The sequence below is a fragment of the Silvimonas amylolytica genome, from assembly GCF_014645555.1.
GTDB classification, from domain to species: domain Bacteria; phylum Pseudomonadota; class Gammaproteobacteria; order Burkholderiales; family Chitinibacteraceae; genus Silvimonas; species Silvimonas amylolytica.
The window spans coordinates 614360-636337 of record NZ_BMLY01000002.1; the positions used below are offsets into that span (position 1 = coordinate 614360).

General features: G+C 58.2%; 18 protein-coding genes and 1 tRNA gene. 9 read left to right on the plus strand and 10 right to left on the minus strand.

Features of this window, described 5'->3' with window-relative positions; genetic code table 11:
• Window positions 1–26 precede the first annotated feature (26 nt).
• A complete protein-coding gene (locus IEX44_RS09110) occupies window positions 27–218 on the plus strand; it encodes a hypothetical protein (protein WP_188692103.1) in 192 nt (63 codons plus the stop codon).
• Window positions 219–227: 9 nt separating this feature from the next.
• Here the strand turns inward: IEX44_RS09110 and IEX44_RS09115 are convergent, their stop codons facing one another.
• Together IEX44_RS09115 and IEX44_RS09120 are read right to left on the minus strand one after the other, a co-directional pair.
• Window positions 228–1022, minus strand: coding sequence for an SDR family NAD(P)-dependent oxidoreductase (locus tag IEX44_RS09115; protein ID WP_188692105.1), 795 nt, complete (start codon window positions 1020–1022; stop codon window positions 228–230).
• A gap of 69 nt (window positions 1023–1091) precedes the next feature.
• Window positions 1092–2105 carry a zinc-binding alcohol dehydrogenase family protein gene (locus IEX44_RS09120; RefSeq protein ID WP_188692108.1) on the minus strand — a complete coding sequence of 338 codons (1014 nt, stop codon included), beginning with the start codon at window positions 2103–2105 and terminating at the stop codon, window positions 1092–1094.
• Window positions 2106–2250: 145 nt separating this feature from the next.
• Between IEX44_RS09120 and IEX44_RS09125 the strand changes: the two genes are divergently transcribed.
• Window positions 2251–3162, plus strand: coding sequence for a LysR family transcriptional regulator (locus IEX44_RS09125; RefSeq protein WP_188692111.1), 912 nt, complete (start codon window positions 2251–2253; stop codon window positions 3160–3162).
• Window positions 3163–3262: 100 nt separating this feature from the next.
• Window positions 3263–3338, plus strand: a tRNA-Lys gene (locus IEX44_RS09130).
• 276 nt (window positions 3339–3614) lie between these two features.
• On the opposite strand, the gene IEX44_RS09135 is transcribed toward IEX44_RS09130, so the two are convergent.
• Both IEX44_RS09135 and IEX44_RS20990 read right to left on the minus strand, forming a co-directional pair.
• A complete protein-coding gene (locus IEX44_RS09135) occupies window positions 3615–4892 on the minus strand; it encodes a GAF domain-containing sensor histidine kinase (RefSeq protein ID WP_229678855.1) in 1278 nt (425 codons plus the stop codon).
• Between the two features lie 175 nt (window positions 4893–5067).
• Window positions 5068–5205 carry a hypothetical protein gene (locus IEX44_RS20990; RefSeq protein ID WP_229678857.1) on the minus strand — a complete coding sequence of 46 codons (138 nt, stop codon included), beginning with the start codon at window positions 5203–5205 and terminating at the stop codon, window positions 5068–5070.
• A 167-nt stretch (window positions 5206–5372) separates the two neighbouring features.
• Between IEX44_RS20990 and IEX44_RS09140 the strand changes: the two genes are divergently transcribed.
• On the plus strand, window positions 5373–6356 hold the full coding sequence (locus IEX44_RS09140; RefSeq protein WP_229678859.1) for a hypothetical protein: 984 nt from the start codon (window positions 5373–5375) through the stop codon (window positions 6354–6356).
• A gap of 12 nt (window positions 6357–6368) precedes the next feature.
• Here IEX44_RS09140 and IEX44_RS09145 read toward each other — a convergent pair whose 3' ends face one another.
• Together IEX44_RS09145 and IEX44_RS09150 are read right to left on the minus strand one after the other, a co-directional pair.
• Window positions 6369–10796: a response regulator gene (locus tag IEX44_RS09145; RefSeq protein ID WP_188692113.1), complete on the minus strand. Its 4428-nt coding sequence runs from the start codon at window positions 10794–10796 to the stop codon at window positions 6369–6371.
• 19 nt (window positions 10797–10815) lie between these two features.
• Window positions 10816–11973, minus strand: a complete 1158-nt coding sequence (locus IEX44_RS09150) for an HD-GYP domain-containing protein (RefSeq protein WP_188692115.1) — start codon at window positions 11971–11973, stop codon at window positions 10816–10818.
• Window positions 11974–12460: 487 nt separating this feature from the next.
• Here IEX44_RS09150 and IEX44_RS09160 point away from each other — a divergent pair, with 487 nt between their 5' ends.
• Window positions 12461–14266: a pectinesterase gene (locus tag IEX44_RS09160; protein WP_229678860.1), complete on the plus strand. Its 1806-nt coding sequence runs from the start codon at window positions 12461–12463 to the stop codon at window positions 14264–14266.
• Between the two features lie 77 nt (window positions 14267–14343).
• On the opposite strand, the gene dctP is transcribed toward IEX44_RS09160, so the two are convergent.
• Complete coding sequence (gene dctP / locus IEX44_RS09165) at window positions 14344–15312, minus strand: TRAP transporter substrate-binding protein DctP (protein ID WP_188692118.1); 969 nt, start codon at window positions 15310–15312, stop codon at window positions 14344–14346.
• A gap of 303 nt (window positions 15313–15615) precedes the next feature.
• Between dctP and IEX44_RS09170 the strand changes: the two genes are divergently transcribed.
• From IEX44_RS09170 to IEX44_RS09180, 3 genes are all read left to right on the plus strand, one after another.
• Window positions 15616–16587: a Ca2+-dependent phosphoinositide-specific phospholipase C gene (locus IEX44_RS09170; protein ID WP_188692121.1), complete on the plus strand. Its 972-nt coding sequence runs from the start codon at window positions 15616–15618 to the stop codon at window positions 16585–16587.
• 269 nt (window positions 16588–16856) lie between these two features.
• Window positions 16857–17540: a response regulator transcription factor gene (locus tag IEX44_RS09175; protein ID WP_188692124.1), complete on the plus strand. Its 684-nt coding sequence runs from the start codon at window positions 16857–16859 to the stop codon at window positions 17538–17540.
• A gap of 73 nt (window positions 17541–17613) precedes the next feature.
• Window positions 17614–18948, plus strand: a complete 1335-nt coding sequence (locus IEX44_RS09180; RefSeq protein WP_188692126.1) for a sensor domain-containing protein — start codon at window positions 17614–17616, stop codon at window positions 18946–18948.
• Between the two features lie 6 nt (window positions 18949–18954).
• Here the strand turns inward: IEX44_RS09180 and IEX44_RS20995 are convergent, their stop codons facing one another.
• The 3 genes from IEX44_RS20995 to IEX44_RS09190 form a co-directional block, all read right to left on the minus strand.
• Window positions 18955–19251 (minus strand): hypothetical protein, encoded by a 297-nt coding sequence (locus tag IEX44_RS20995; protein ID WP_229678862.1) that lies wholly within the window; start codon window positions 19249–19251, stop codon window positions 18955–18957.
• The gene (locus IEX44_RS21000) at window positions 19229–19456 is read right to left on the minus strand and encodes a hypothetical protein (RefSeq protein ID WP_229678864.1); all 228 of its coding nucleotides are present in this window, start codon (window positions 19454–19456) and stop codon (window positions 19229–19231) included. Before IEX44_RS21000 ends, IEX44_RS20995 begins: the two co-directional genes overlap by 23 nt.
• Window positions 19457–19635: 179 nt before the next feature.
• On the minus strand, window positions 19636–20760 hold the full coding sequence (locus IEX44_RS09190; RefSeq protein WP_229678866.1) for a citrate synthase family protein: 1125 nt from the start codon (window positions 20758–20760) through the stop codon (window positions 19636–19638).
• A 113-nt stretch (window positions 20761–20873) separates the two neighbouring features.
• On the opposite strand from IEX44_RS09190, the gene IEX44_RS09195 reads away from it, so the two are divergent.
• Window positions 20874–21941 (plus strand): citrate synthase, encoded by a 1068-nt coding sequence (locus tag IEX44_RS09195; RefSeq protein WP_188692134.1) that lies wholly within the window; start codon window positions 20874–20876, stop codon window positions 21939–21941.
• The last annotated feature ends 37 nt before the right edge of the window (window positions 21942–21978 follow it).

Consider the following 21978-nt stretch of genomic DNA (forward strand, 5'->3'; position numbering starts at 1 on the left):
GTTCTTTAAACGGTGACAAAGCTATCGTGACCAAATCCAGCCTGGCTCGTATTGCCCACCACCGCGCGTCCCACGTGCGTATCTGGCGTTTGCTGCAAGAGAAAAAACGCGTCGAAGCACAGACGCCGGAAGGCGCAGGAACCAGCCCCAAGCCGGTTCCCATGCCAGATTTGTACACGCTGCCTTTGCCCCTGGAGCAGGAAAAAAAGCAGCGCTGAACCTCGCCGTCAGGCGATAAAGTTCACCACACCCCCATCCACGCGCAACGCCGCACCGTTGGTGGCCGATGCCTGTGGCGAACTCACGTACACCACCATATTGGCGACTTCTTCCACTTGGGCCAGGCGCTTGATCAACGAGGTCGGGCGGTGCGTCTTGATGAAGTCTTGCTCTACCTGTTCTTGTGAGACACCTTGCTCCTCGGCAATCTTGCCGAAGAAATCGCCCACGCCATCAGATCGGGTTGGGCCTGGCAGTACCGAGTTCACAGTAACGCCGCTCCCCGCAGTCAGCTGGGCCAGGCCGCGAGATACCGCCAGCTGTGCTGTCTTGCTGACCCCGTAGTGGATCATCTCTGCCGGGATATTCAGTGCAGATTCGCTGGAGATAAACACAATACGGCCCCAATTGGCCTTGATCATGCGCGGCAAATAATGGCGTGACAGACGCACACCGCTCATGACGTTTACATCCATGATTTGCTGCCAGCGGCCATCATCAATATCAGCAAACTCACGCGGTTCGAAAATCCCGGCATTGTTGATCAGGATGTCGATATCCGGATGCGCCTTGATAATGGCCTCAGCGCCTTCGGCCGTGCCAAGGTCAGAGGCAACGATGGGGAATTGCGCCAGCGGGTGGGCTGCTGCCAGTTGGGTTTGTACTTTATCCAGCTTGGCACTGCTGCGGCCGTGCAGGATCACATTGGCCCCTGCATCCGCCAGCCCTTGGGCGATTGCTTGCCCGATCCCGGATGATGAACCAGTGACCAGTGCGGTTTTACCTGTCAGATCAATACGCATAACCCATCTCCTGTTAACAACCAGATAGAAGTACGAGCTGGCAGGGCAGCCGCAGCTGCTCAGCCAGGATTAGAAGCCTGCCAACACAATCTTTCCGCGCGACGTATTGCTTTCAAGCAATGCGTGCGCTTTTTTCAGATTGGCGGCGTTGATCGTGCCAAAGTGCTCCGCCAGCGTGGTCCGCAGTATGCCCGCGTCGATCAAACTGGCCAGACGCGACAGCAAGTCATGCTGCTTGATCATGTCATCGGTGCCAAACATGGAACGAGTGAACATGAACTCCCAATGCAAAGACAGGCTTTTGCGCTTGAGTTCACGCACATCAATGGCATCCGGATCATCAATCAACGCCAGTTTGCCCTGTGGTACCAAAGACTCCACGATCTCTTTAAAGTGAGCATCGGTCTGATTAAGGCTGGCGACATAGTCCACTTGACCGACACCAATACGCTTGAGTTCTTCTGACAATGGCTGGCGGTGATCAATGACATGATGTGCGCCCAATTCAGTCACCCATTGCCGGGTTTCAGGACGTGACGCAGTGCCGATCACCGTCAGGCCGGTCAGCTGGCGGGCCAGTTGTACCATGATCGAACCCACACCCCCTGCGGCGCCGATAATCAACAGTTTTTTGCCAGAGGGTGCGTTGTTCGCCAGTACCTGCAGACGATCAAACAACAGCTCCCATGCAGTGATGGCTGTCAGCGGTAAGGCGGCGGCTTGCGCGAAATCCAGCGTACCTGGCATCGGGCCGGCAATCCGCTCATCGACCAGATGCAGCTCGCTATTGGTGCCCGGGCGCGTCAATGACCCTGCGTACCACACACGATCGCCCGGTTTGAACAAAGACACGCTGCTACCTACCGCGCGCACTATGCCGGCGGCATCCCAGCCAATGACCTTGGGTTCTCCATTTTGTGGGCTGACGCCGGCGCGCACTTTTACATCTACCGGGTTGACCGAGACGGCTTTGACTTCCACCAGCAAGTCATGATCGCCCGGTTGCGGGTCTGGCAAGGTCAGATCGACCAGTGCCTGTGCCGCGTTGATCTCCTGGTTCTTGTAGTAACCAACTGCCTTCATGATGTTTCTCCGTGGGTATCGGGGGGCGCAGCCTGTGCCGCCATAGCCACCATACTGCGCCTGCGGGCGCTCTGGAAAAACAGCCCGTCATCAGAATCAGTTTCAATTTATTATTGAAAATAGACAGGTTGGCTGGAGTTTGTGAGTGGTCAGAATTGAAGATTTACAAGTGTTTATCAGGGCTGCGGAAACGGGCAGTTTCTCTGCCGCAGCCAGAGAACTCGACCTTACCCCGGCCGTAGCCAGTGCGGCCCTCAAGCGACTGGAAGGGGAGTTGCAAGCCCGTTTGTTTATCCGCTCCACCCGTAGCTTGCGCCTGACGGGCGATGGCGAGCGTTATCTTGTTCATGCGCGTCATGCACTGAGCGCACTCGCGGAGGGTCAGGAGGCCATTCACCGCGACAAACAACGCATCTCGGGCACGCTCAGTTTGTCTATGCCTTCTGATCTGGGCCGCAGCCAGTTGATGGTCTGGCTTGATGCCTTCCAGCAGCAACACCCGGCAGTGAATGTACAGATTCACATGAGTGATCGTTTGGCCGATCTCTACAGGCAACCCATCGATATTGCGTTGCGCTACGGCTTGCTGGAAGACTCAAGCCTGGTTGCGCTGCCCCTGGTGCCCGACAACCGACGCGTACCGGTCGCCTCGCCCGCTTACCTCGCGCGTTATGGAACACCACTCACACCGGCTCAGTTGCGACAGCACAATTGCCTGCGCTTCGTGCTGAACGAAGGCACGCACGAGCGCTGGCAATTCCGGCTGGCGGATGCCGACCACACCGTGACCATTCACGGTGACCGTGTCAGCGACGATGGCGAAGTCGTGCGCCGCTGGGCCCTTGCTGCTACGGGGATTGCCTACAAATCCAGGCTGGATGTCCTGCCAGATCTTCGCGCAGGGCGGCTGATTGCACTCCTGCCGCAATACACCACAGAAGCCGCACCGTTCTATTTGATCTGCGCTGACCGTCTGCAGCTCTCACCCACCGTGATCGCGCTGCGGGAGCATCTAAAGGCTTGTTTTTTAGAATACTTGAGCGATAAACCCGCTTGAAAACCGGTGGCCGTCGGCTGTGAAAAATCAGTCTTTTATAAAAATCTGCTGCAAAAGGCTTGACGGACCCCAAACCTTTGGGCAAAATGCGCCGCTCTTTGGGTCGTTAGCTCAGCTGGTAGAGCAGCGGACTTTTAATCCGTTGGTCGCAGGTTCGAATCCCGCACGACCCACCAAAGATACAAGCATTCAGGCTGCCCCTCGGGGTGGCCTTTTTGCTTTCTGGCGTCTGTGTAGACTGGATGTCGACAACATCATCTTGAATGTCTCTACCGGAGTCTTTCCCCGCCACGCGCTTTAATTGGAAAGCATCTTTTGGCCTTGTTTTGTACCGGGTGGGCCGCCTGGTTTTGCGAACGCACGAGATGAAGCGCTGAATACGTAGCGCGTCGCTTGGGCTTGTGCGGCATTGGCAGGGCCGGGGATTGGGCGTGGTGACAGGGGCTGCCCGCCTACAGCAGCGTACCTGGGCTATTCACGGTCAATAAAAACTGTGTTGCCTCATCGTCTGAATTTACGGAAAGACTGCCGCCGTGTGCGCGTGCGATCTCTGAGGCGATATAAAGCCCCAATCCCAATCCTTGCATGTCCGGGCAGGTACTGGCTCTCACGAATGGTTTGAAGAGCGTCGGCATGAGGGCTGCGGGAATCGGGCTTCCCTTGTTGGTCACCGAAAGGGTGAACCGTTCGCTTTCGCTGCGTACACAGACCGTAACGGGTTCGCTGGCAGCGCCGTGTACCAGGGCATTGGCAAGCAAGTTCGACAGCAGTTGTGCCATGCGCTTGCTGTCACACATAAATGGCGCATTCAGGGTCAGATGCAGATCAATGCGGCTCTCTGGCCACGCCTGGCGCAGTTCTGCGACGGCCTGTTCAAGGTCGTCCACATTCAGTTCGGTAAAAGTCGAAGCCACGGGAATCCCGCCGCCAAGCCGCCCACGCGCGAAGTCCAGAATATCCTCAATCAGATTGTTCATTCTCTGGACGCTTTTCTCGATCCGGCCGGTGACAAGGATCGTTCGTTCGTCAGTCGTGCTGCGGCGCAATGCCTGTGCCCCTGCCGAGATCGCGGCCAGCGGATTACGCAAATCATGACCGAGTACAGCGATGAACTGCTCGCGCAACTGGGCGTCGTGCCGCTCTTGTGCCAGTTGTACCTGCGTGGAACGCAATGCGCTGCCGGAGTCGAGATGAAACCCGATGAGGTCGGCAAACAGCCTGAACATGCCGACCACCGCAGGCGTGTTGAGCTTGTGCGGGTGGGGATCGATCGCGCATAAGGTGCCGAAGAATTCGCCATGATGGTAAATCGGGATGGAGATGTAACTTTTCAGCCCGTATAGCTGGGGGGTGTGATGCGTCGCGTAGAGCGGGTCGGCATCGACGTCATCGATCACGACCAATTCCTGGTGCTGACGGATTTCATGGCAAATCGTGGTTTCCACCACGAGTTCGCCGCCTGCGGCGAGACCAAACCCGATGTCGTCTTTGACCTGACAGGCAATCCAGCGGTCAGACGTCACTCTGGCAATTGCCGCAAAACCCATGCCTGTCGTGCGACAGACCACATCCAGCAAGGTTGGAATCACTTCAATCTCGCCAACCAGTGCAACGTCATTTTCGAGCACTAACGCCCCCCAGGGAATCGGTGTGGCGCGGCCAGAAGTAGCCATACCGCGCAGTGTGTAGAAGATTGTAGGGCGGATGCGATTGAACTTGATCATCGCCATGGCGGCAACCGACGAACGCGGCGCAATCCATGGCGGTCAGCACTTGCCGCTGGCGCAGGGCTGGTCCGTGATCCTGCGGGATTTTCGCCGGGCTTGATCGGCCAGTTGGCGCCAACCGGAAGCATTCGTTGGCTGATGAGCAGCAAAACGCCCGGGCTGCTGGCCTGGGTGTTTTTCATTGCAAAAGAAATTGTTCGGCTGGAAGCAGATATTTGGTGTGCAGGCTTCTAGAAATGAGGATGAATGCACGCGCCCTGCCGGGGCAAAGATCGGGCAGCGTGAAGAGATCACTGCGCTTCAGAGTCAGGGGCATGCTCAATCCATCAGCTGGCTGGACAGGGCGGGTTACGTATCCATTTGCAGAGAAAACAGACGTGGCGAGTCTGAGGCTCAGCGTCTAGCCTTTTGTTCTGGTGCCATGGCCGAATGAGCAAGAGCGCAGGGCCAATGAAGATTCTCGTTTCCAGGGTTGGGGAGCTAATGGAAAACGCGTTGTGGCGGCGTGGCCAGAACCCGCCGGGGCTGAGGTTGGCCCGATGGGTGTTCGCATTCCTGGCGGCAAACTTGCCGGTTTACGCGTTGGCGGCGGGGGAGCTTGATTTGCCTGGCGGCAATGTCCAGAAGCGGGCTAACGCAGTGCTGGGTCTGATGGGGTATTCGCTGGTGCCGGACGTCACCACCAGCGCATTGTCGATCACCAATGCCTCGTCAGGCGACCCTGGCCTGACGATGTCCAACCTCGGTGGCGGCGCCACCATGAGCAAAGATATCCCGGTTTATCTCGAAGGCACGCTGGCCTATAGCCGTTATGACCCGGCGTTTGTTGCCACGGATGGTGTGATTGAGCGTCCCATCCCCTTCAAGTGGAACAGCGTTGCCGGTACGGCCGGCATTGGTTGGGATTTTCCGCTGGCCGAGCATCTGGTGTTCCGCCCGATCTTCAATTTTGCGCTCGGCACGGTTGCCAGTGATCTGGTGGGCGCGAAGTGGTTTGTTGAATACAAAACGGACCGCCAACTGGATTTCCTGGATAACGGCAGCCTCAATGCCTACGGGCTGGGTGGCTCGCTGATGCTGGACTACGAGGACTACCAGCCTGCCCGTGATATTGACGTCGAACTGCGCTATACGGACATCACCCTGCATAGTTTTGGTGGGACGTCCGACGCGGTTCAGGGCTCTGCGCGACCACAGACGCTGGGCCTGTGGGCCCGCTGGCGTGCACCCACGGGGTGGGAGGCGCTCGATCGGCCAGTGCGTTACGTGCTGGAATACGCCCAGACCCAATACATTGGCCAGTTGCGTGGTGCGCTGGGCTTTAATTTCCTCAACTCTGTCGGTGCCGGGCTGGAACTGGATACCGGCAAATATGACATCTTTATCACCCGGGTACGGCTGGTTGCGCGCTATATGTGGGGCGGCAACGCACATGGAACATCGCTGGGGTTTGCGGTCAGTTTCTAGCGGCTGCAGAGGTCACGGGGGATGATCCCGAATCTGCAGGGTATCGAGCAGCGTCAGGGCTTTATCGAAATCGAAATCTTCAATGGCCCGTGCGGCGTGGCGCAAGACGGGCGCATTGGTGTGTCCGGCAAAGAGCGGGAGTAGCGCATCGACCGCTTCCTGCGCATTGGGGTCGCCCTCGGTCAGCAGGCGCCGGAGTTCTTCCAGATGCATCTGCATTTGAGCATCATCAGCGGGTATGACGGCAGGCTGCGCGTGGGTGATCATTTCTGACGCGGGCAAGTGGTTTATCCCGGCCAGCACCACTTTGAGTTCGTCCAGAACACGTTCCCGCAATGCCACCGTGTCACTGCCTGAAGACGTGTGCTCGCAGGCGCTTTCCAGTTTAGCGGCAGCCTGAGCAAGTGCGCGGGCTCCGATGTTGCCGGCAGTACCGCGCAGTGTGTGGGCATAACGTCTGGCCTCAGTGGGGTCCGTGCTCTGACAGGCAGTCTCAAACGCGGTCGCAAAGTCGTTGTAACTCCGCTGGAATTTGCCCAGCAGACGTAGATACAGCGTGCGCTTGCCCATGCAGGTTTTCAGGCCGGCAAGGTAGTCAATGCCCGGCAGGACGAGCTCTGATGCGAGGTCAGTGACGACGGGATCAGGCTCGGCGGGGCCTGGCTGGTCCGCTTCAGCGTGCCGGTGGATCCATTTGGCCAGCGTGGCAAACATCGCTTCGACATTGAGTGGCTTGGAGATGTGGTCGTTCATCCCCGAAGCCAACGCTTTTTCCCGATCACCTGCCATGGCATTGGCGGTTATGGCAATGATCGGCAAGTCGACAAACCCGGGACGCTGGCGGATTTGTGCCGTCGCAGTGTAGCCATCCATCACCGGCATCTGGCAGTCCATCAACACGCCATCAAACAGCACGCCATGGTCCAGTTGATCAAGCACTTGCTGACCATCTTCGACCACGGTTAACGTGATCCCCGCGCTTTCGAGCAGTTCGCGCGCCAGCTCCTGGTTCAGTTCATTGTCTTCGGCCAGCAGCAAGTGAGAGCCCGCCAGCATCGCCATATGGTGGGCCGTCATGTCTCCGCGTTCCATACAGCGTGTTTCGGTAAAGCTGCCCTTACCCAGTACTTCTCCAATGGCTTCAAGCAGTGTGGAGGGCGTAACGGGTTTGGTTAAGACAGAATGCAAACGGATATCGTGGCGGGCGGCCTCGTCCAGTGCCTCATCGCGACCAAAGGCGGTCACCATGATGACCGCAGGCGGTTGTTGGGTATGCCGTTGCTGAAGCTGCTGTACGGTCTCGATGCCATCCATGCCGGGCATGCGCCAGTCCATCAAGACAAGGTCATAGGGCAGCGTTTTTTGTTCGGCCTCATGGATTAACCGCAGCGCCTCTTTGCCACCCTCCGCCACATCGACTTCCAGATTGAAGCTGCGTGCCATGCCAGACAGAATCTGTCGCGCGCTGGCGTTATCGTCGACCACCAACGCCCGCAGCCCGAGCAACTCATCTGCTTTCACCATGCGGCGCGGCTGTACGTTCTGCTGCCGGCCAAAGCAGGCGTGAAAGTGGAAAGTGGAGCCCTGGCCTGCTACGCTTTCGACCCAGATTGTTCCGGCCATCAACTCGACCAGGCGTTTGGAAATCGCCAGGCCAAGACCCGTTCCTCCGTACTTGCGGGTGATCGAACTATCGGCCTGGCTGAATGACTCAAAAACGCGGCTGCACTGTTCGGCGGTCATGCCAATGCCGCTGTCGCGCACCCAGAAGTGCAGTACGAGTTGTTCGGGTTCGTCGGTGATCTTCTCTATGCCAACAACGATCTCGCCGTGTTCCGTAAATTTGACCGCGTTATTGCCCAGATTGATCAACACCTGTCCCAGCCGGAGCGGGTCACCAATCAACGCGGTGGGTAGGTCTGGCTCGGTCTGGAACAACAACTCCAGTCCTTTGTCTTCTGCCCGCAGCCCGATCATATTGGCGAAACTTTCCAGGACATCTTCCAGCCGGAAGGGCACATGCTCGATGGTCATCTTGCCGGCCTCGACTTTTGAGAAGTCGAGAATATCGTTGATGATCCCCAGGAGGTTCTCGGCCGAGCGGTGCACTTTTTCGATGTAATTGCGCTGTTTTTTGTCCAGTTCCGTGCGCAAGGCCAGGTGACTCATGCCGATGATGGCGTTCATTGGCGTGCGGATTTCATGGCTCATATTGGCCAGGAAATCGCTCTTGGCGCGCGTGGCTTCTTCTGCCAGCTGTCTTGCCTGTTCGACGACGGTTTCAGCTCGTTTGCGATCGGTGATATCGAAAAACCATTTCACGATCAGTGCTTTGTCGCCAAGCACCAGGTGAATGGACGACAACAGCACATCTACAGGTGTGCCGTCGCTGCGTTGCAGACCGATCTCAAAGTTGAAGACATCGCCCTGTTTGTCCGCTTGCAAGAAGCGTTCGAATGCGGCGTTGTCAGACCAGAAAGTGGCACGGGATTCCGGATTGCTCAATGCGGCCAGAGACGCGCCGAACAAGGCTTCAAGCTCGCGATTGCCATACAACAACTGGCGCGTGTCATCTTCAATGGCGACGGCAATCGGGCTGTTTTCCAGCACAGCACGAATCTGTTGTTCGCGATCTTCCAGTGCCGCTTGCATCGCGCGTCGTTCAGAGATATCCCGTACCGATGCACAGACGCATACGCCGCGGTCTTCGAGCATGGGTAAACGGGCCAGTCCGACTTCAATAAAGAATTCGGAGCTGTCTTTGCGCAGGCCGCGCAAATTGCTGTTGTCGTTGCCCCCCATCTGGCGTGTGGTGCCGTGGGCGATAAAATCGTTTCGCAGGTCAATGTGTGCCTGGCGGATGCCATGGGGGACCAGGATGTCGATGGACTGGCCGGTCAGCTCGCCGGGCGCATAGCCAAACAGGCTATCGAGCTTGGGGTTGGTCAAGGTGATCAAACCCTGTGCATCGATCACCAGCATGCCATCGGGCGCGGCTTCGATAATGCTTCTGAACCAGACTTCCGTGGCCTTGAGTGAAGCATGTTGTGCATTCAGTTCCAGCGCTTGCCGTTCCAGCTGAGCCGCCTGCGTTTCCAGTGCATCGGCTTGCAACCGGGTCTGGTCAAACAGTTTCTGGAGCGCTGTGTTTCTGTCCATGATCTCCATGGTCATGGCCATTTTCGGCAAGACTTCTTCCAGCAGTGCTTGTGGCGCCTGGTCGGGCGCCGCAAACCAGGCCAGTTCCAGCACGCCCATCAATCGGTCTCCCAGCAACACTGGGTAGGCAATGAGCAACGCGGGCGTGAATTCGCCAAGCGTAGACTGGATATTCCAGAAGCCGGCGGGCAGATCGGTAAAAACGATGGTTTGCCTGGACTGGGCGCACTGGCCCAACACACCCACACCTGGCGTGACGGTTTTTGCGGGTGCAAGCTCAGCGTGCTGCGCATAACAGCCTGCCAGATGAAGCAATTGATCCTGCTCATCAAACCGGTACAAGGTGCCTTGGCCGACATGTAATAACGGGCCGATCTGATCGAGAAAACACGTCGCCAGTTCGTTCATGGACCGCGCTTGTTGCAGACTGGCCTGAAGCAGCGTTTCTTGTGACTTCACCCAGCGCTGCATCTCCAGCAAGCGCGATTCCTGCTGCAACTGCTGAATGGCGCGGGCCAGATCACCGGTTTCATTTTCAAAATCGGTATGCGGAATCACCTGGTCCAGGTTGCCTGCGGCCAGCTGATCCACCGCAGCACGTACCCGGCTGATGGGATGACGGATCGACCGGCTGACCAGCCAGGCCAGCATGAGCGCCAGCGCGGCCCCCCCCAGCAACAGGGCGTAAGTCTGCATCCGGTTATGCTCTGCCACCCGGTTGATCGAGATGGAGGTATCTCTCAACCCGGCGGCTTTGGCTTCGGCAATGCCTTCGAGTATCTGGTCAGCCTGTGAGGCCATGCCATCAAACCAGCCGCTATCCATCAATGCGAGTGCTTCAGCATCCCGGCCATTACGCGCCAGGCCCAGAGATTGATCGCCAACGCGGGACATTCTGGCGCGCAAGACTTCAAACTGGTCGAGCCGTTTCATGTTCTGCTGGCGAAACAAGGTCGGGCGGACCAGCGCCACGGCGCGATCAAGCCGCACGTTAGCCGTATCCAGATCATTGACGGCCTGGTCCCGCTCCCCGCTATACGGGGTGTGGATGGCTTTGCGATACGCCGCCGTGACCCGCGTCAACTCAAGCTGCGTTTCCTTGATTTGGGCAATGCCGGTTAATTCTTGCTGATAGAGCCTCTGCAAGACGTCAATGAGCGACTGCTGCGTGCGCAGGCTCTGTATGCCAAGAATCAGGGGCAGAACCAGTAGTCCGGCAAACCCGATAATCAATTTGTGACGAAGCGGCAGCCGCTCCAGCCAGCGCAATAGAGAGGGCATAGGGTGTGTGTGTGGCCGCTCAGGGTTCGTCGGCGATGAATTGCAAGGCGGCGGCCTCTTTGGCCAGATCTGCATCCGTATCAACGTACTGTGCTGCAATGGTCTGGAACCGGGCCTGGCATGCCAGGAAGGCATCGCATATGTCCGGATCAAAGTGGCTGCCGCGACCTTGCTGGATTTTCGCCACCGCTTCGTCGTGTGACATGGGCACCTTGTAGACCCGACGGCTGATCAGCGCGTCGTAGACATCCGCGACGGCCATCAAACGGGCCGAAATCGGAATGTCCTCTCCCACAAGGCCTTGCGGGTAGCCGGAGCCATCCCATTTTTCCTGGTGACCGTAGGCGATATCTTTGGCGTGCCGCAGGAACTCGACATCGGTACCCAGCTCGTCTTCAGCATGCTGGATGGCATCCCGGCCCAGCGTGGTATGCGCCTTCATGATTTCAAACTCTTCCGGCGTCAGGCGTCCGGGCTTGAGCAAAATCCGGTCCGGGATCCCGACCTTGCCGATGTCATGTAACGGGGCTGACTTGTACAACAGCTGGATGGTCTGGTCGGTCAAAAAGTCGGAGAAACGCGGGTGATGTCGCAAGTGCTCCGCCAGCAATTTGACGTAGTTCTGGGTTCGGCGGATGTGGTTGCCGGTTTCGTTGTCGCGGGTTTCAGCCAGCGAGGCCATGGCATGGATGGTGACGTCCTGAATGGCCGCGACCTCCAGCGTACGCCGAGCAACTTCTTGCTCTAGATAGTCATTCTTGTCGCGCAGAAAATCAGCCGCAGCCTTGAGCTTGAGGTGCGTATCAATGCGGGCCAGCACAATGGGCGGGCTGATGGGCTTGGTAATGTAATCCACCGCGCCAAGTTCAAATCCACGGGTCTCGTCATCGGTCGAAGACATGGCGGTCAGAAAAATGATCGGAATGGCCGCAGTGCGCTCGTCCGACTTCAGTGCCCTGGCTACATCGTAGCCAGAGAGGCCTGGCATCATGATATCCAGCAGGATCAAATCCGGCAGCTGGGTGCCGCTATTGATCAGGGCCAGCGCCTTGGCCCCGCCGTTGGCTACCCGCAATGGGTACAGGTCTTTGAGCAGGTTGCTCATCAAAACCAGATTTTCCGGGGCGTCATCCACGATCAGGATGGTCGCATCGTGCTGCGTGGTCGGCAGTGCCATACGCCCTCCAGAACAGGATTGAGATGACCTTGTTATACGAAATGTCCTGACAACCTGCTACTTCGCCTGTTTGCACCCGCAACAAAGTCCACTTTGTGCGGTTTTTTGTCTTGAGATGTGTTCCGGTGTAGCTGCCGGTATCAGCGTTCACAATCCACCGTTTTCTCGCGCTGGCTAGCGCTAAATCAAGATGTTTTGCCAAATGTAGTACGTTTTTCAAAAGTACATGTGTTTCTTGATTTTTGTCAGCCAACCCCCGCTTTCAGCAGGATTTTCCCGCGATCTTCGCTCTAGCATGAGCGCCACTGTGTAGTGATATATCAGCGCACAACATGCGCTACCGGTGCCTGTGGCCTACCCCCGGCCTGACCACACCGGCATGCCCGATCCGCGCTCATGCACTGCCAGTGGCTGTGCCAACGGGCGCGCGGCCCAGGACTACCCCGCCCGCACCTGAAAAATAACGAAAGCGAAATGGAGGTTTTGCATGTACAAGTTCAACGGACAGGCCGTACCACTAGTGCTGGCTTCTGCCCTGGCGCTTGCGCTGGGCGCATGTGGTGGCGGTTCTGACGGCAATAGCACCATGTCAGATGCGCCAACGGCCACACCAACGCCAAGCCCGACCGCGACGCCCACCCCAAGTCCAACCAGCACGCCCACGCCCACGCCGACTGCAACACCCACGCCGACACCTACGCCATCGGCCAGTGCGTTGTCTCCACTCAACGGGGCGACGGCCGCGTTTGCTGATTCGCGCTTGCAGATCACCTTTGATAACACCCCGACTGTAGGTACAACCGGTTATATCAAGGTGTACAAATCTTCAGACAACAGTTTGGTCGATACCATCGATATCAGCGGCGTACCGGTGACTACGGGCGGTGAAACCCAAACCTACATGCCGGCAGTCAACACGGAAGTCGACAAGCTGGGTAACAACGTCAATGCGCTGACCCAATGGCGCTATGTGTACTACCGGCCGATCACGATCTCCGGCAAGACTGCCACCATCCGCCTCCATGATGGCGTGCTGGGCTACAACACCAGCTATTACGTCACCGTCGATAATGGTGTCATCAATGGCACCTACAACGGTTCGGCCTTCCAGGGCATTGCGTCACAGACGGCATGGGCATTCCATACCAAAAACGCACCATCGTCGCCGACGGCGGTGACGGTAGATACCGCAGGCACCGGTGACTTCACCACGGTGCAAGGTGCGCTGAACTGGATCATGGGCAATGGTTGTGTCAGTTGCACCAATTCAGGGGATGCCAAGACCATCACCATCAAAAACGGTACCTATAACGAACAACTGTTCCTGCGTAATACCAACTACCTGACCATTCAGGGTGCCAGCCGTACTGGTGTGGTGGTGTCGCAAGAGAACTATGAATCCTGGAACCCGGGCACAGGCGGTAGCAAGACCTCGGCGCAGACCACATTGACGAACGAAGTGACCGGTACGCGCCGCTCACTTGGCGGTGGTCGCGCGGTGTTCCTGGTTGAAGGTGCCGACATGTTGAAGTTGACCAGCTTCACGCTCCAGAACCCGCACATCAAAACGACCACAGCCAACAACCAGGCCGAGACCATCTATTACAACAGCGCCACGCTAGCGGGCAGCCGCATGATGGCCACCTACATGAACTTCATCTCTGCCCAGGATACCGTGCAGACCAAGGGCTGGGTCTGGTACTACCAGACCTACATTGCCGGGGATGTGGATTTCATCTGGGGTTCGCCGTTTGCCGCATTGTTTGAAAACAGCGAGCTGCACACCGTGGCCGACCCGACCGCGCCCACGCAGGGTGGCTACCTCTTCCAGGCACGCGCTGCGTACGGATTCCCGGGCTTTGTCGTGCTGAACAGCACACTGACTGCAGATGCAGCTGTCCCGGCTGGCGTGACTTTCCTTGGCCGCTCTGGTGGTTTGACCGTCGCTGGCGGCTACTGCCAGACCCAATTGACCACCGGCAGTCTGGCCAATGCCAACTACGGTTGCGACAACATTGCCTACATCAACACGAAGATGGGCAGTCATATCGCGACCGTCGGCTGGTCCAGCCCGAGCACCAGCCCGGCCAATCCGGTGCCGGATCCGACCACCGCGACCACCACGACGGGTTGGCGTGAAAGCGGCAGCATGGATAGCACAGGCGCCGCGCTGAGCATGGCGGGGCGTGATACCACCGATGCCAGCAACACGCTGGATCTGAGCGGCCTTGCTACCCGCACTCAGGTGTTCTCGGCCTGGAACGGCAACACAGGCTGGGTACCTGCGCCTTGATCGACGCACGTTTGGGCAACACGAGAGTGTGATTGCCAAGGGCCACCGTGAGGTGGCCCTTTTTTTATCTGGCCCGCTTATTTCATCATGGCCGGTAGCACCTGATTGAACTCATCCTGCCCCTGCAGTGTGCTGGCATACACCGGGATCATCCGTGCCACAAACACACCAGGGTCTTTGACCAGTACCGGCTGAATGCCAGCTTTGTGCAACGTTTGTTCTGCGCCGGTCAATTGTTGTTTCCAGAGCGTGCGCATTACGGTACCGGACTGCGTGCCCAGACTTTGCAACGTGCTCTGGTCGGTCGGGCTTAGCGTTTGCCAATACTTGCGCGACACCACCAGCACCTCGGGCGTCACGATGTGGTTGGTGAGCAGTACATTGCGCGCGTATTTGTAATTGCCGGTCTCGACATAAGAGGGGAGGTTGTTCTCCGCGCAATCAATACGGCCATCCTGAAATGCCTTGCTGATGTCATTGAATGGCACGACTACCGGCGTGGCACCGAGCTGGCGCACCATGTCGTTGTATACCGCCGAGTCTTGTACGCGCACGCGCAAGCCGGCGAAGTCTGAGGGGTATCGCACTGCGTGATTCATGCAGTAGAACGAGCGCGAACCACCGTCATACCAGGCCAGTACTTTGAAGCCTTTGTCCAGCAAACTGCCGCCAATTCGCACGCCCAGGCCTTCGTCCAGCTTGCGGAACATATGTTCTGAATCGGGGAACACAAACGGCAGCGTCAATAGCCGCGCCTGGGGGACCACGCCAGACAGCGGCCCCAGATTGAACACCGCAAATTCGATGTCGCCACGCGCCAGTTTCTGAATGGCCTCTGGCTGATCGCCCAGTTCGCTGTTGTTATAAGGGGTGATGGCGATACGCCCGTTACTGGCGTCACGGACGCTATCGGCAAAAGCTTGCAAAGCGCGCGACGATGCACTGTCGGCGGGGTGGGCAGACCACGCCCGTAAAGGCTGCGCCGCAGTGACGGCACAGCAAAGTGAAAACACCAACGTCATCGGGACTGCGGGAAATTGCCACATCGACCTTCTCCTCAACTGTTTTTATGAGTGGGTGCGGGCAGAGTCTTTGTATGCACCGAGTCCAGGATATGACATTTAGGTGACTTCCAGGCGGCATTGCACCAAGGTATGACCAATGCCAAAGAACCGGACGCCACCTGTGGCCCTCACGCGACAACACGCGGCCGCACGTTCATCTGAATCGCAAAATAACTTCATGAACCGATACGGATTTTCTTCATAAATCCGCTGCATGCTCCGCCTGCCATCCGCCATGCCTCAACCGCACGGGTGTGTCTTTCAAAAACAAACGGAGTACCGGATATGAAGCTGAAAACCTTTGTCGCTGCGCTGACAGTGGCTGCGAGCGCCTTGTTACAGGCCGTACCCGCCATGGCCAGTGATTTCAACGTGCCTTTCATTGCGCCAACCGTCTGGAATACCCCGCTGAACCGCATTGCACAGGTGGCTTGCCATAACTGCTATCAAAAGCAATATGCCCCGACGTTTACGTCGGTGTTTAACAGTGTGCGCACGGTGGAAGTCGACTTCTGGGATCAGCAAGACGCGGTGAGCGGCGGCTCGGCCAGGCACTGGTTTGTGCGCCATGATGCTGGCACGTTGTTCCAGTCCGGCAATGACAACAATTGCACCGGGGATGGGACGGGCAAGAATGACCTGCAAGCCTGCCTGAATGACATCAAAGCCTGGAGCGATGCCAACGCCGCGCATTTCCCCATCATTGTTGTGATGGACAAAAAACAGGGCTGGTCCAAAGCCAGCTCGCAACGCACGCCGGCGGATCTGGATGAACTGGTCAGCAACACGTTTGGCAGCGCGCTGTTCACGCCGGCTGATCTGAAAAACTACATCGGCAGCAGCGGCGCCTTGCAGACTGACCTTGCCGGCAAAAACTGGCCGACCGCCACTGCGCTGGCTGGCAAGATCATCCTGGTGCTCAACCACACCGAGAACCAGCGTTTGTCTGAGTACGCCGAGGCACGGGGTGCCAGCGCCAAAATTTTTATCTCGCCCGTGACCAATGGCCAGAATGACGTGAATGGCACGGTCAGTGGCATGTCGGCTACGGCTTCGGCCTGGGTGGCGATGAACAACATGCAAAGCAGTGATCGCACCTGGGCCGTGAATGCAGATGCCGCTGGCCATATCGGTCGGGTTTGGGGCGACGACGGCCTGACCTTTACAGACCACATTGCTGGCCATGTACACCTGTCTGCTTACTATGACTTTGCCGCCAACCAGGATGCCAACGGGTATCGTATTCGCCCGTTCTAAGGTAAGGTCTGATCCAGAAAAAAGCCCCGTGATACGGGGCTTTTCCTTTTGGTAACAAGGGTTTGTAGGATGTTGCGCCGCAACCATGACAGGCGTTGTCTGACACCGGCCCGCCGTTTGTCACGTCTCTGCCATTCATCCCCCGTTTTGTTAGCCGCGTCACATCCATGAAATCGGCTTGCCGACAACATGTCCTCGCTAACTGGCAATAGCCACTGCTCGCTCACCGCCTTTTTTTGTTCAGGCGGGTACCCTGGAGGATTGCTTCCATGAACATCTTGCTTGTTTCCAATGATATCGACGTGCGTGATTCCGTTATGGCCAACCTGCATAACGCGGGTATGGCGGCAGAACCCGCAGCCAAAAATCATGAGTTGTTCGACCGCCTTGCCGCTGCTGCGTACCGGCTGGTGATTCTGGATTTCGGCCTGCGCACGGATCACAAAATGCTGGCCATGGTCAAAACCCTGCGGGAAAAACAGTGGGGTACACCCGTGATGGTGTTGTCAGAACGGGGGGAGACCCCAGCCGTGATCAACGCGCTGGCGCAAGGGGCAGATGCCTATGTCGTTAAACCCTATGTGCCGGCCGATCTGGTGGCCCGCATCCGGGCGTTACTGCGGCGGGCGGTGGTGCAGCATCATCTGGATATCGAAGGGGGCAAGCTGGACGTTGATCACGACCACCGCCGGGTGTTCCTGGATGGGACGGAACTGGTCTTGTCGCAACGTGAATCCGCGTTGTTGTTCCTGTTGCTGGCTGATCCTGCCGAAGTCTGCACGCGGCGGCAAATCCGCGCCGCTGTGTACGGTCAGGACAACCCGGTCGCCGAAAGCACCATTGAAACGCTGGTGCACAGCCTGCGAAAAAAACTGGGTGCGGAGTCGATCGAAACGATACGCGGCAACGGCTACCGTTTTGTGACCCGCCAGCAAGCGATGGCTTTGAACTGAGGTCTGTGTAGCAAAAGACGCGACAGACCGGTCAACTATAGAGGTTAGGCAGCGGCTGACGTATTCTGTAGTTATGAAGACGGAATACCAGCCATTGTCTGCCGGCTTTGCAGACCTTTTGCTAGACGTTGTGTGCGCGGTAGATCGCACAGGACGTTTCGTTTACGTCAGCGCCGCGTGTGAACGCGTCTTTGGCTACACGCCGGAAGAAATGGTCGGGCGGGTGATGATCGACATGGTCGCCCCTGAAGATCGCCCCCGCACACTCGCTGAAGCGGGCGAAGTCATGAGCGGCAAAGACCGCGTTGGCTTTGAGAACCGCTACGTGCGCAAAGATGGCCGGCTGGTCCATGTGATGTGGTCAGCCCGCTGGTCAGAGTCTGATCAATTGCGCATTGCCGTGGCACGTGACGTGACGCGTCGCAAGCGGGCCGAAGCCATGCAGGCAGCCGTCTACGCGATCTCCGAAGCCGCCCAGGTGGCAGAGGATGCCCAGGCGCTCTACCGCATGATATACCAGGTGGTGCGCCCGCTGATCAGCGCCGATAACTTTGCGCTGGCGCTGCGCGACGAACAGACGGGCTCGCTGGTTTACCCCTGGTACATGGAAGGCGCACGGCGGGTCATGGCGCCGCGACCACGGTCGCTTGGATTGGCGTTCAACCATGTGTTCAGCACGGGTGTTTCCCTGAGGCTGGATGACCCGTCCTGGTCGGCGCCCCTGGCGGCGGACATGGGAGAGACACCGCTGGCCTGGCTGGGCGTGCCACTGCATGGTAGCAAGGGTCTGTTGGGTGTATTGGCACTGATGCGTACCGACGGCCAGACCTTCGATACCGAAGAACAGGAAGCACTCCAGTTTATCTCGACCCAGATCAGCATGGCGATTGAGCACAAGGAAATGCAGGTGCGGCTGCAGCGGCAAGCTCAGTACGACGACCTGACCGGCCTGCCCAATCGGGCATTGCTGGGCGATCGCCTTGACATGGCCATTGCCCGCGCCCAGCGGGATGGCCGCGCGTTGGCATTGCTTTATCTTGATCTGGACAAATTCAAGATGGTGAACGACCTGTGGGGGCACGCTGCAGGGGACGGTCTGTTGCAGGAAGTCGCACGCCGTTTGCAAAAATGCGTACGTCGGGCCGACACCGTGGCCCGGTTATCGGGCGATGAATTTGTGGTTTTGCTTGAGAATTTCGAGCCCCGCAACATCAGTGAGACCGTCCATAAGCTGGCGACGGCAGTGAGCCAGCCGGTGATGATTGAAGGCCATGTCCACCCGCTACGCGTCAGCATTGGTGTGGCGCTTTACCCCGAACATGGGCTGGATGCACGTCAGCTACTCAAGCATGCAGACGGCGCCATGTATCAGTGCAAACGTAGCGGCGGTTGCGCAGTCGAAAGCTGACTCTGATCACTGCTGCCAGCTGCAACCGGTATCTGTCACCGCATCATGCAACAGTGCCAACGGGGCCAGCAGGCCAAGGTCCGCATGCGCGCTACCACATGACCCACGCTGTGCCTTACCCATGGCTTGACTCAAGGCACTGGACGCGACCTGTTGTACTGGCTTGAGGCTGAGTTTGATGGCCGCATCAGGATCATTGTTGTCCGGATTGCCAATCTGCCTCGCGCCGCTGCGCAATGCTTCCATGTCCAGTTTTTGTATCGGCACCGAGGCCGCAGGTTCAGGTGCGTTTGGCCTGCTCACGGGCGTATCCAGGGTGATCGCGGTTTTCGATGCGGGCGCGGCGGCCAGTCGTGTATTGGCTGGGTGTGCGGTTGATGGCGCTGCCGCAGGTGTTGGCATCGCGGCTGCCTGGGTCGGCGCCGGTAAGGGAATCAGTGCTACCTGGGTCTCCCGTACCGGTATGCGCAGCCTGGCTGGCATACGCACGCCATATTGCAGTAACCATAAACACAAAATATTGATGAGGATCGCCGCTGAAAAAGCGGTGGCACGATTGCGACGAACGGAGGGTGACAGCGGGCGAGCAAGAACCATGGTCCGGAGCGAAACGCATGCCTGTCTTTCAATAAATTGACGCTGATCGTATTGAGCATTGCGACTATTTGCAACTGGTCGCCCCTCGATTCATTCGTCCCGAATGAATTCAGCTCTTGGTCGGATCAACTGGCCGGTGGCGCGTTGTTCCAGCGCGTGTGCAATCCAGCCTGCGCAACGGCCCATGGCAAACAGCCGTAGCGCGTGATCCAGCGGCAATGCCAGGCTCCGGACGAGGCTGACCAGCGCGAGGTCCAGAGACGGTAGATCATCCAGCTGCGCTTGTAGTTGATCAACCAATTGCGCAAAAGGTGGATCAGATGTGATCCGGGCCAGCAAGTATCGCGCGCGCGGGTCACCATCCGGGTAAAGCGGATGCCCCAAGAGCCCGGCCGGGAGCACATGCCCCTGCGCCAGGTATTGTCCAAGCGGATCAGCACCGAGCATGTTCAATATCGTGGTGACGGTCTCTCCTGCGGCCAGTGTCAACCCGCCGTGTCGCGGTCCGCTCAGGGTCGCCAGCCCGGCTTGTAAACAGGCGGCCAGACTGGCCCCTGTGGAAGCCGCCACACGGACTGCAAAGGTCGACGCATTCAACTCATGATCAGCGCACAACACCAGGGCCTGACGCAGCAATTCAGCGTGCGCGGGTCTGCGCCAGCCTTGAGCCAGCGCGACATGAAAAGGCAGACCGCTACACCCGCTCAGGGCGTGACAGAGTGTGTGCATCAATTGGATTGCTTCGGCGTGTTGCTGCACAAGTGGCGCACTGTGCGTGGCAGAAACCGGCGCCAGCGCCAAGGCCACGATGGCGCGCTGCAGTGTTGGCAATCCTGTAGGCAAGCGCGGGCATGGCGATGTTCTGGACCAGTCCAGGGCAGGGGTATCCCAGAGCAGGGTAGCGGTGTCTTCCAGCGAGGCATGCGTGGCCAGGGTGAGCGCATCCTGGCCCCGATACTGCAAGTGCTGGTGCTCGATGCGGGTGATTGCGGTTTGAAGCACTGGCAAACCCCAGTCGAGTACATGCCGGGCGGCCTCACGCGGGCGCCGCTGGCGCTGTTTGCGGGCCAGATAAGCCTTGATGTCTCCCTCTACATACCAGCGTGCGCGCGGATCATCTGCCGGGCCCGCATTGCGGATCAAACCCCGGCTGACATAAGCGTAAAGCGTGGTCAGGCTCACGCCCAGCATGCGTGCAGCGGTGTTGGCATCCACGTGCCCTGATGGCGTTGCTGGCATTAAATAGATTGATTTAGTGATTCAATATTTTTATTAAATCAATGTATTGATAGTCTGTCCATCTCTGTCCCAACCCATGGAGAAACAAGATGACGACCGGACTGGATGGTGTGATTGCAGCCCAAACGCGGTTGAGCCATGTCGATGGCGAAGCTGGGCGGTTGATCCTTTGCGGATATGAACTGGAACAACTGGCTGGGCACTGGACTTATGAAGAGGTGGTTGCTTTGCTGTGGCAAGACCTCGTGCCGCATCCGGCCGATTTGCGCCAGGCGCTGGGCTCGGGAAGAACACAGGCATGGCAGCGGTTTAGCCCGTTGTTGCCGTGTCTGGATGGCATGAGCGCCATGGAAGGGATGCGCTTTTTACTCGCCGCCATGCCTGATGAGCCGGTCGATGCGACGTTGCTGCTGGCCGCTGCGGGGGTCGCAATGGCGACTGCAATGCGCAGGGCTGCGGGAGAAATGGCCATCGCGCCAGAGATCCACCTGGGTCATGCCGCAGACATGTTGCGCATGTTGCGTGGCCGCGCGGGGGATATCGCGGAAATCCGTGCGTTCGAAACCTATCTGGTTGCCGCCGTTGATCATGGTCTCAATGCGTCGACCTTCACCGCGCGTGTGGTGGCTTCCACGGAAGCAGGGCTGGCCTCTGCGGTGATCGCGGCATTGGGTGCGCTCAAAGGCCCGTTGCACGGTGGTGCACCTGGACCGGTGCTCGATATGCTGGATGCCATTGGCAGCGCGGACCGGGCCGATGTCTGGGTCGAGACGGCCATTGCCCGTGGCGAACGCCTGATGGGTTTCGGTCATCGCATCTATCGGGTACGAGATCCGCGTGCTGACGTACTCAAAGCCGCCGTGAACGTCCTCCGTGGCCGCAGCAACCGGATTGCGTTGGCAGAAGTCGTGGAACAGGCCGGACTGAAAGCACTGGCCCGCCATAAACCAGGTCGCCGACTCGACATCAATACCGAGTTTTACACCGCGCTCTTGCTGGAGGCGCTGGATGTGCCACGTGCCGGATTCACACCGGTGTTCGCATCAGCCCGCACGGCCGGCTGGATTGCGCACGCCTGCGAACAACAACAGACCGGACGTCTGTTGCGGCCGGCATCGCAGTATGTGGGGCCATGGCCCGAGCCGCACCTGGCCTGAGGCCAGTCCAAGGTAAACACCGAAAACAAAACCCCGC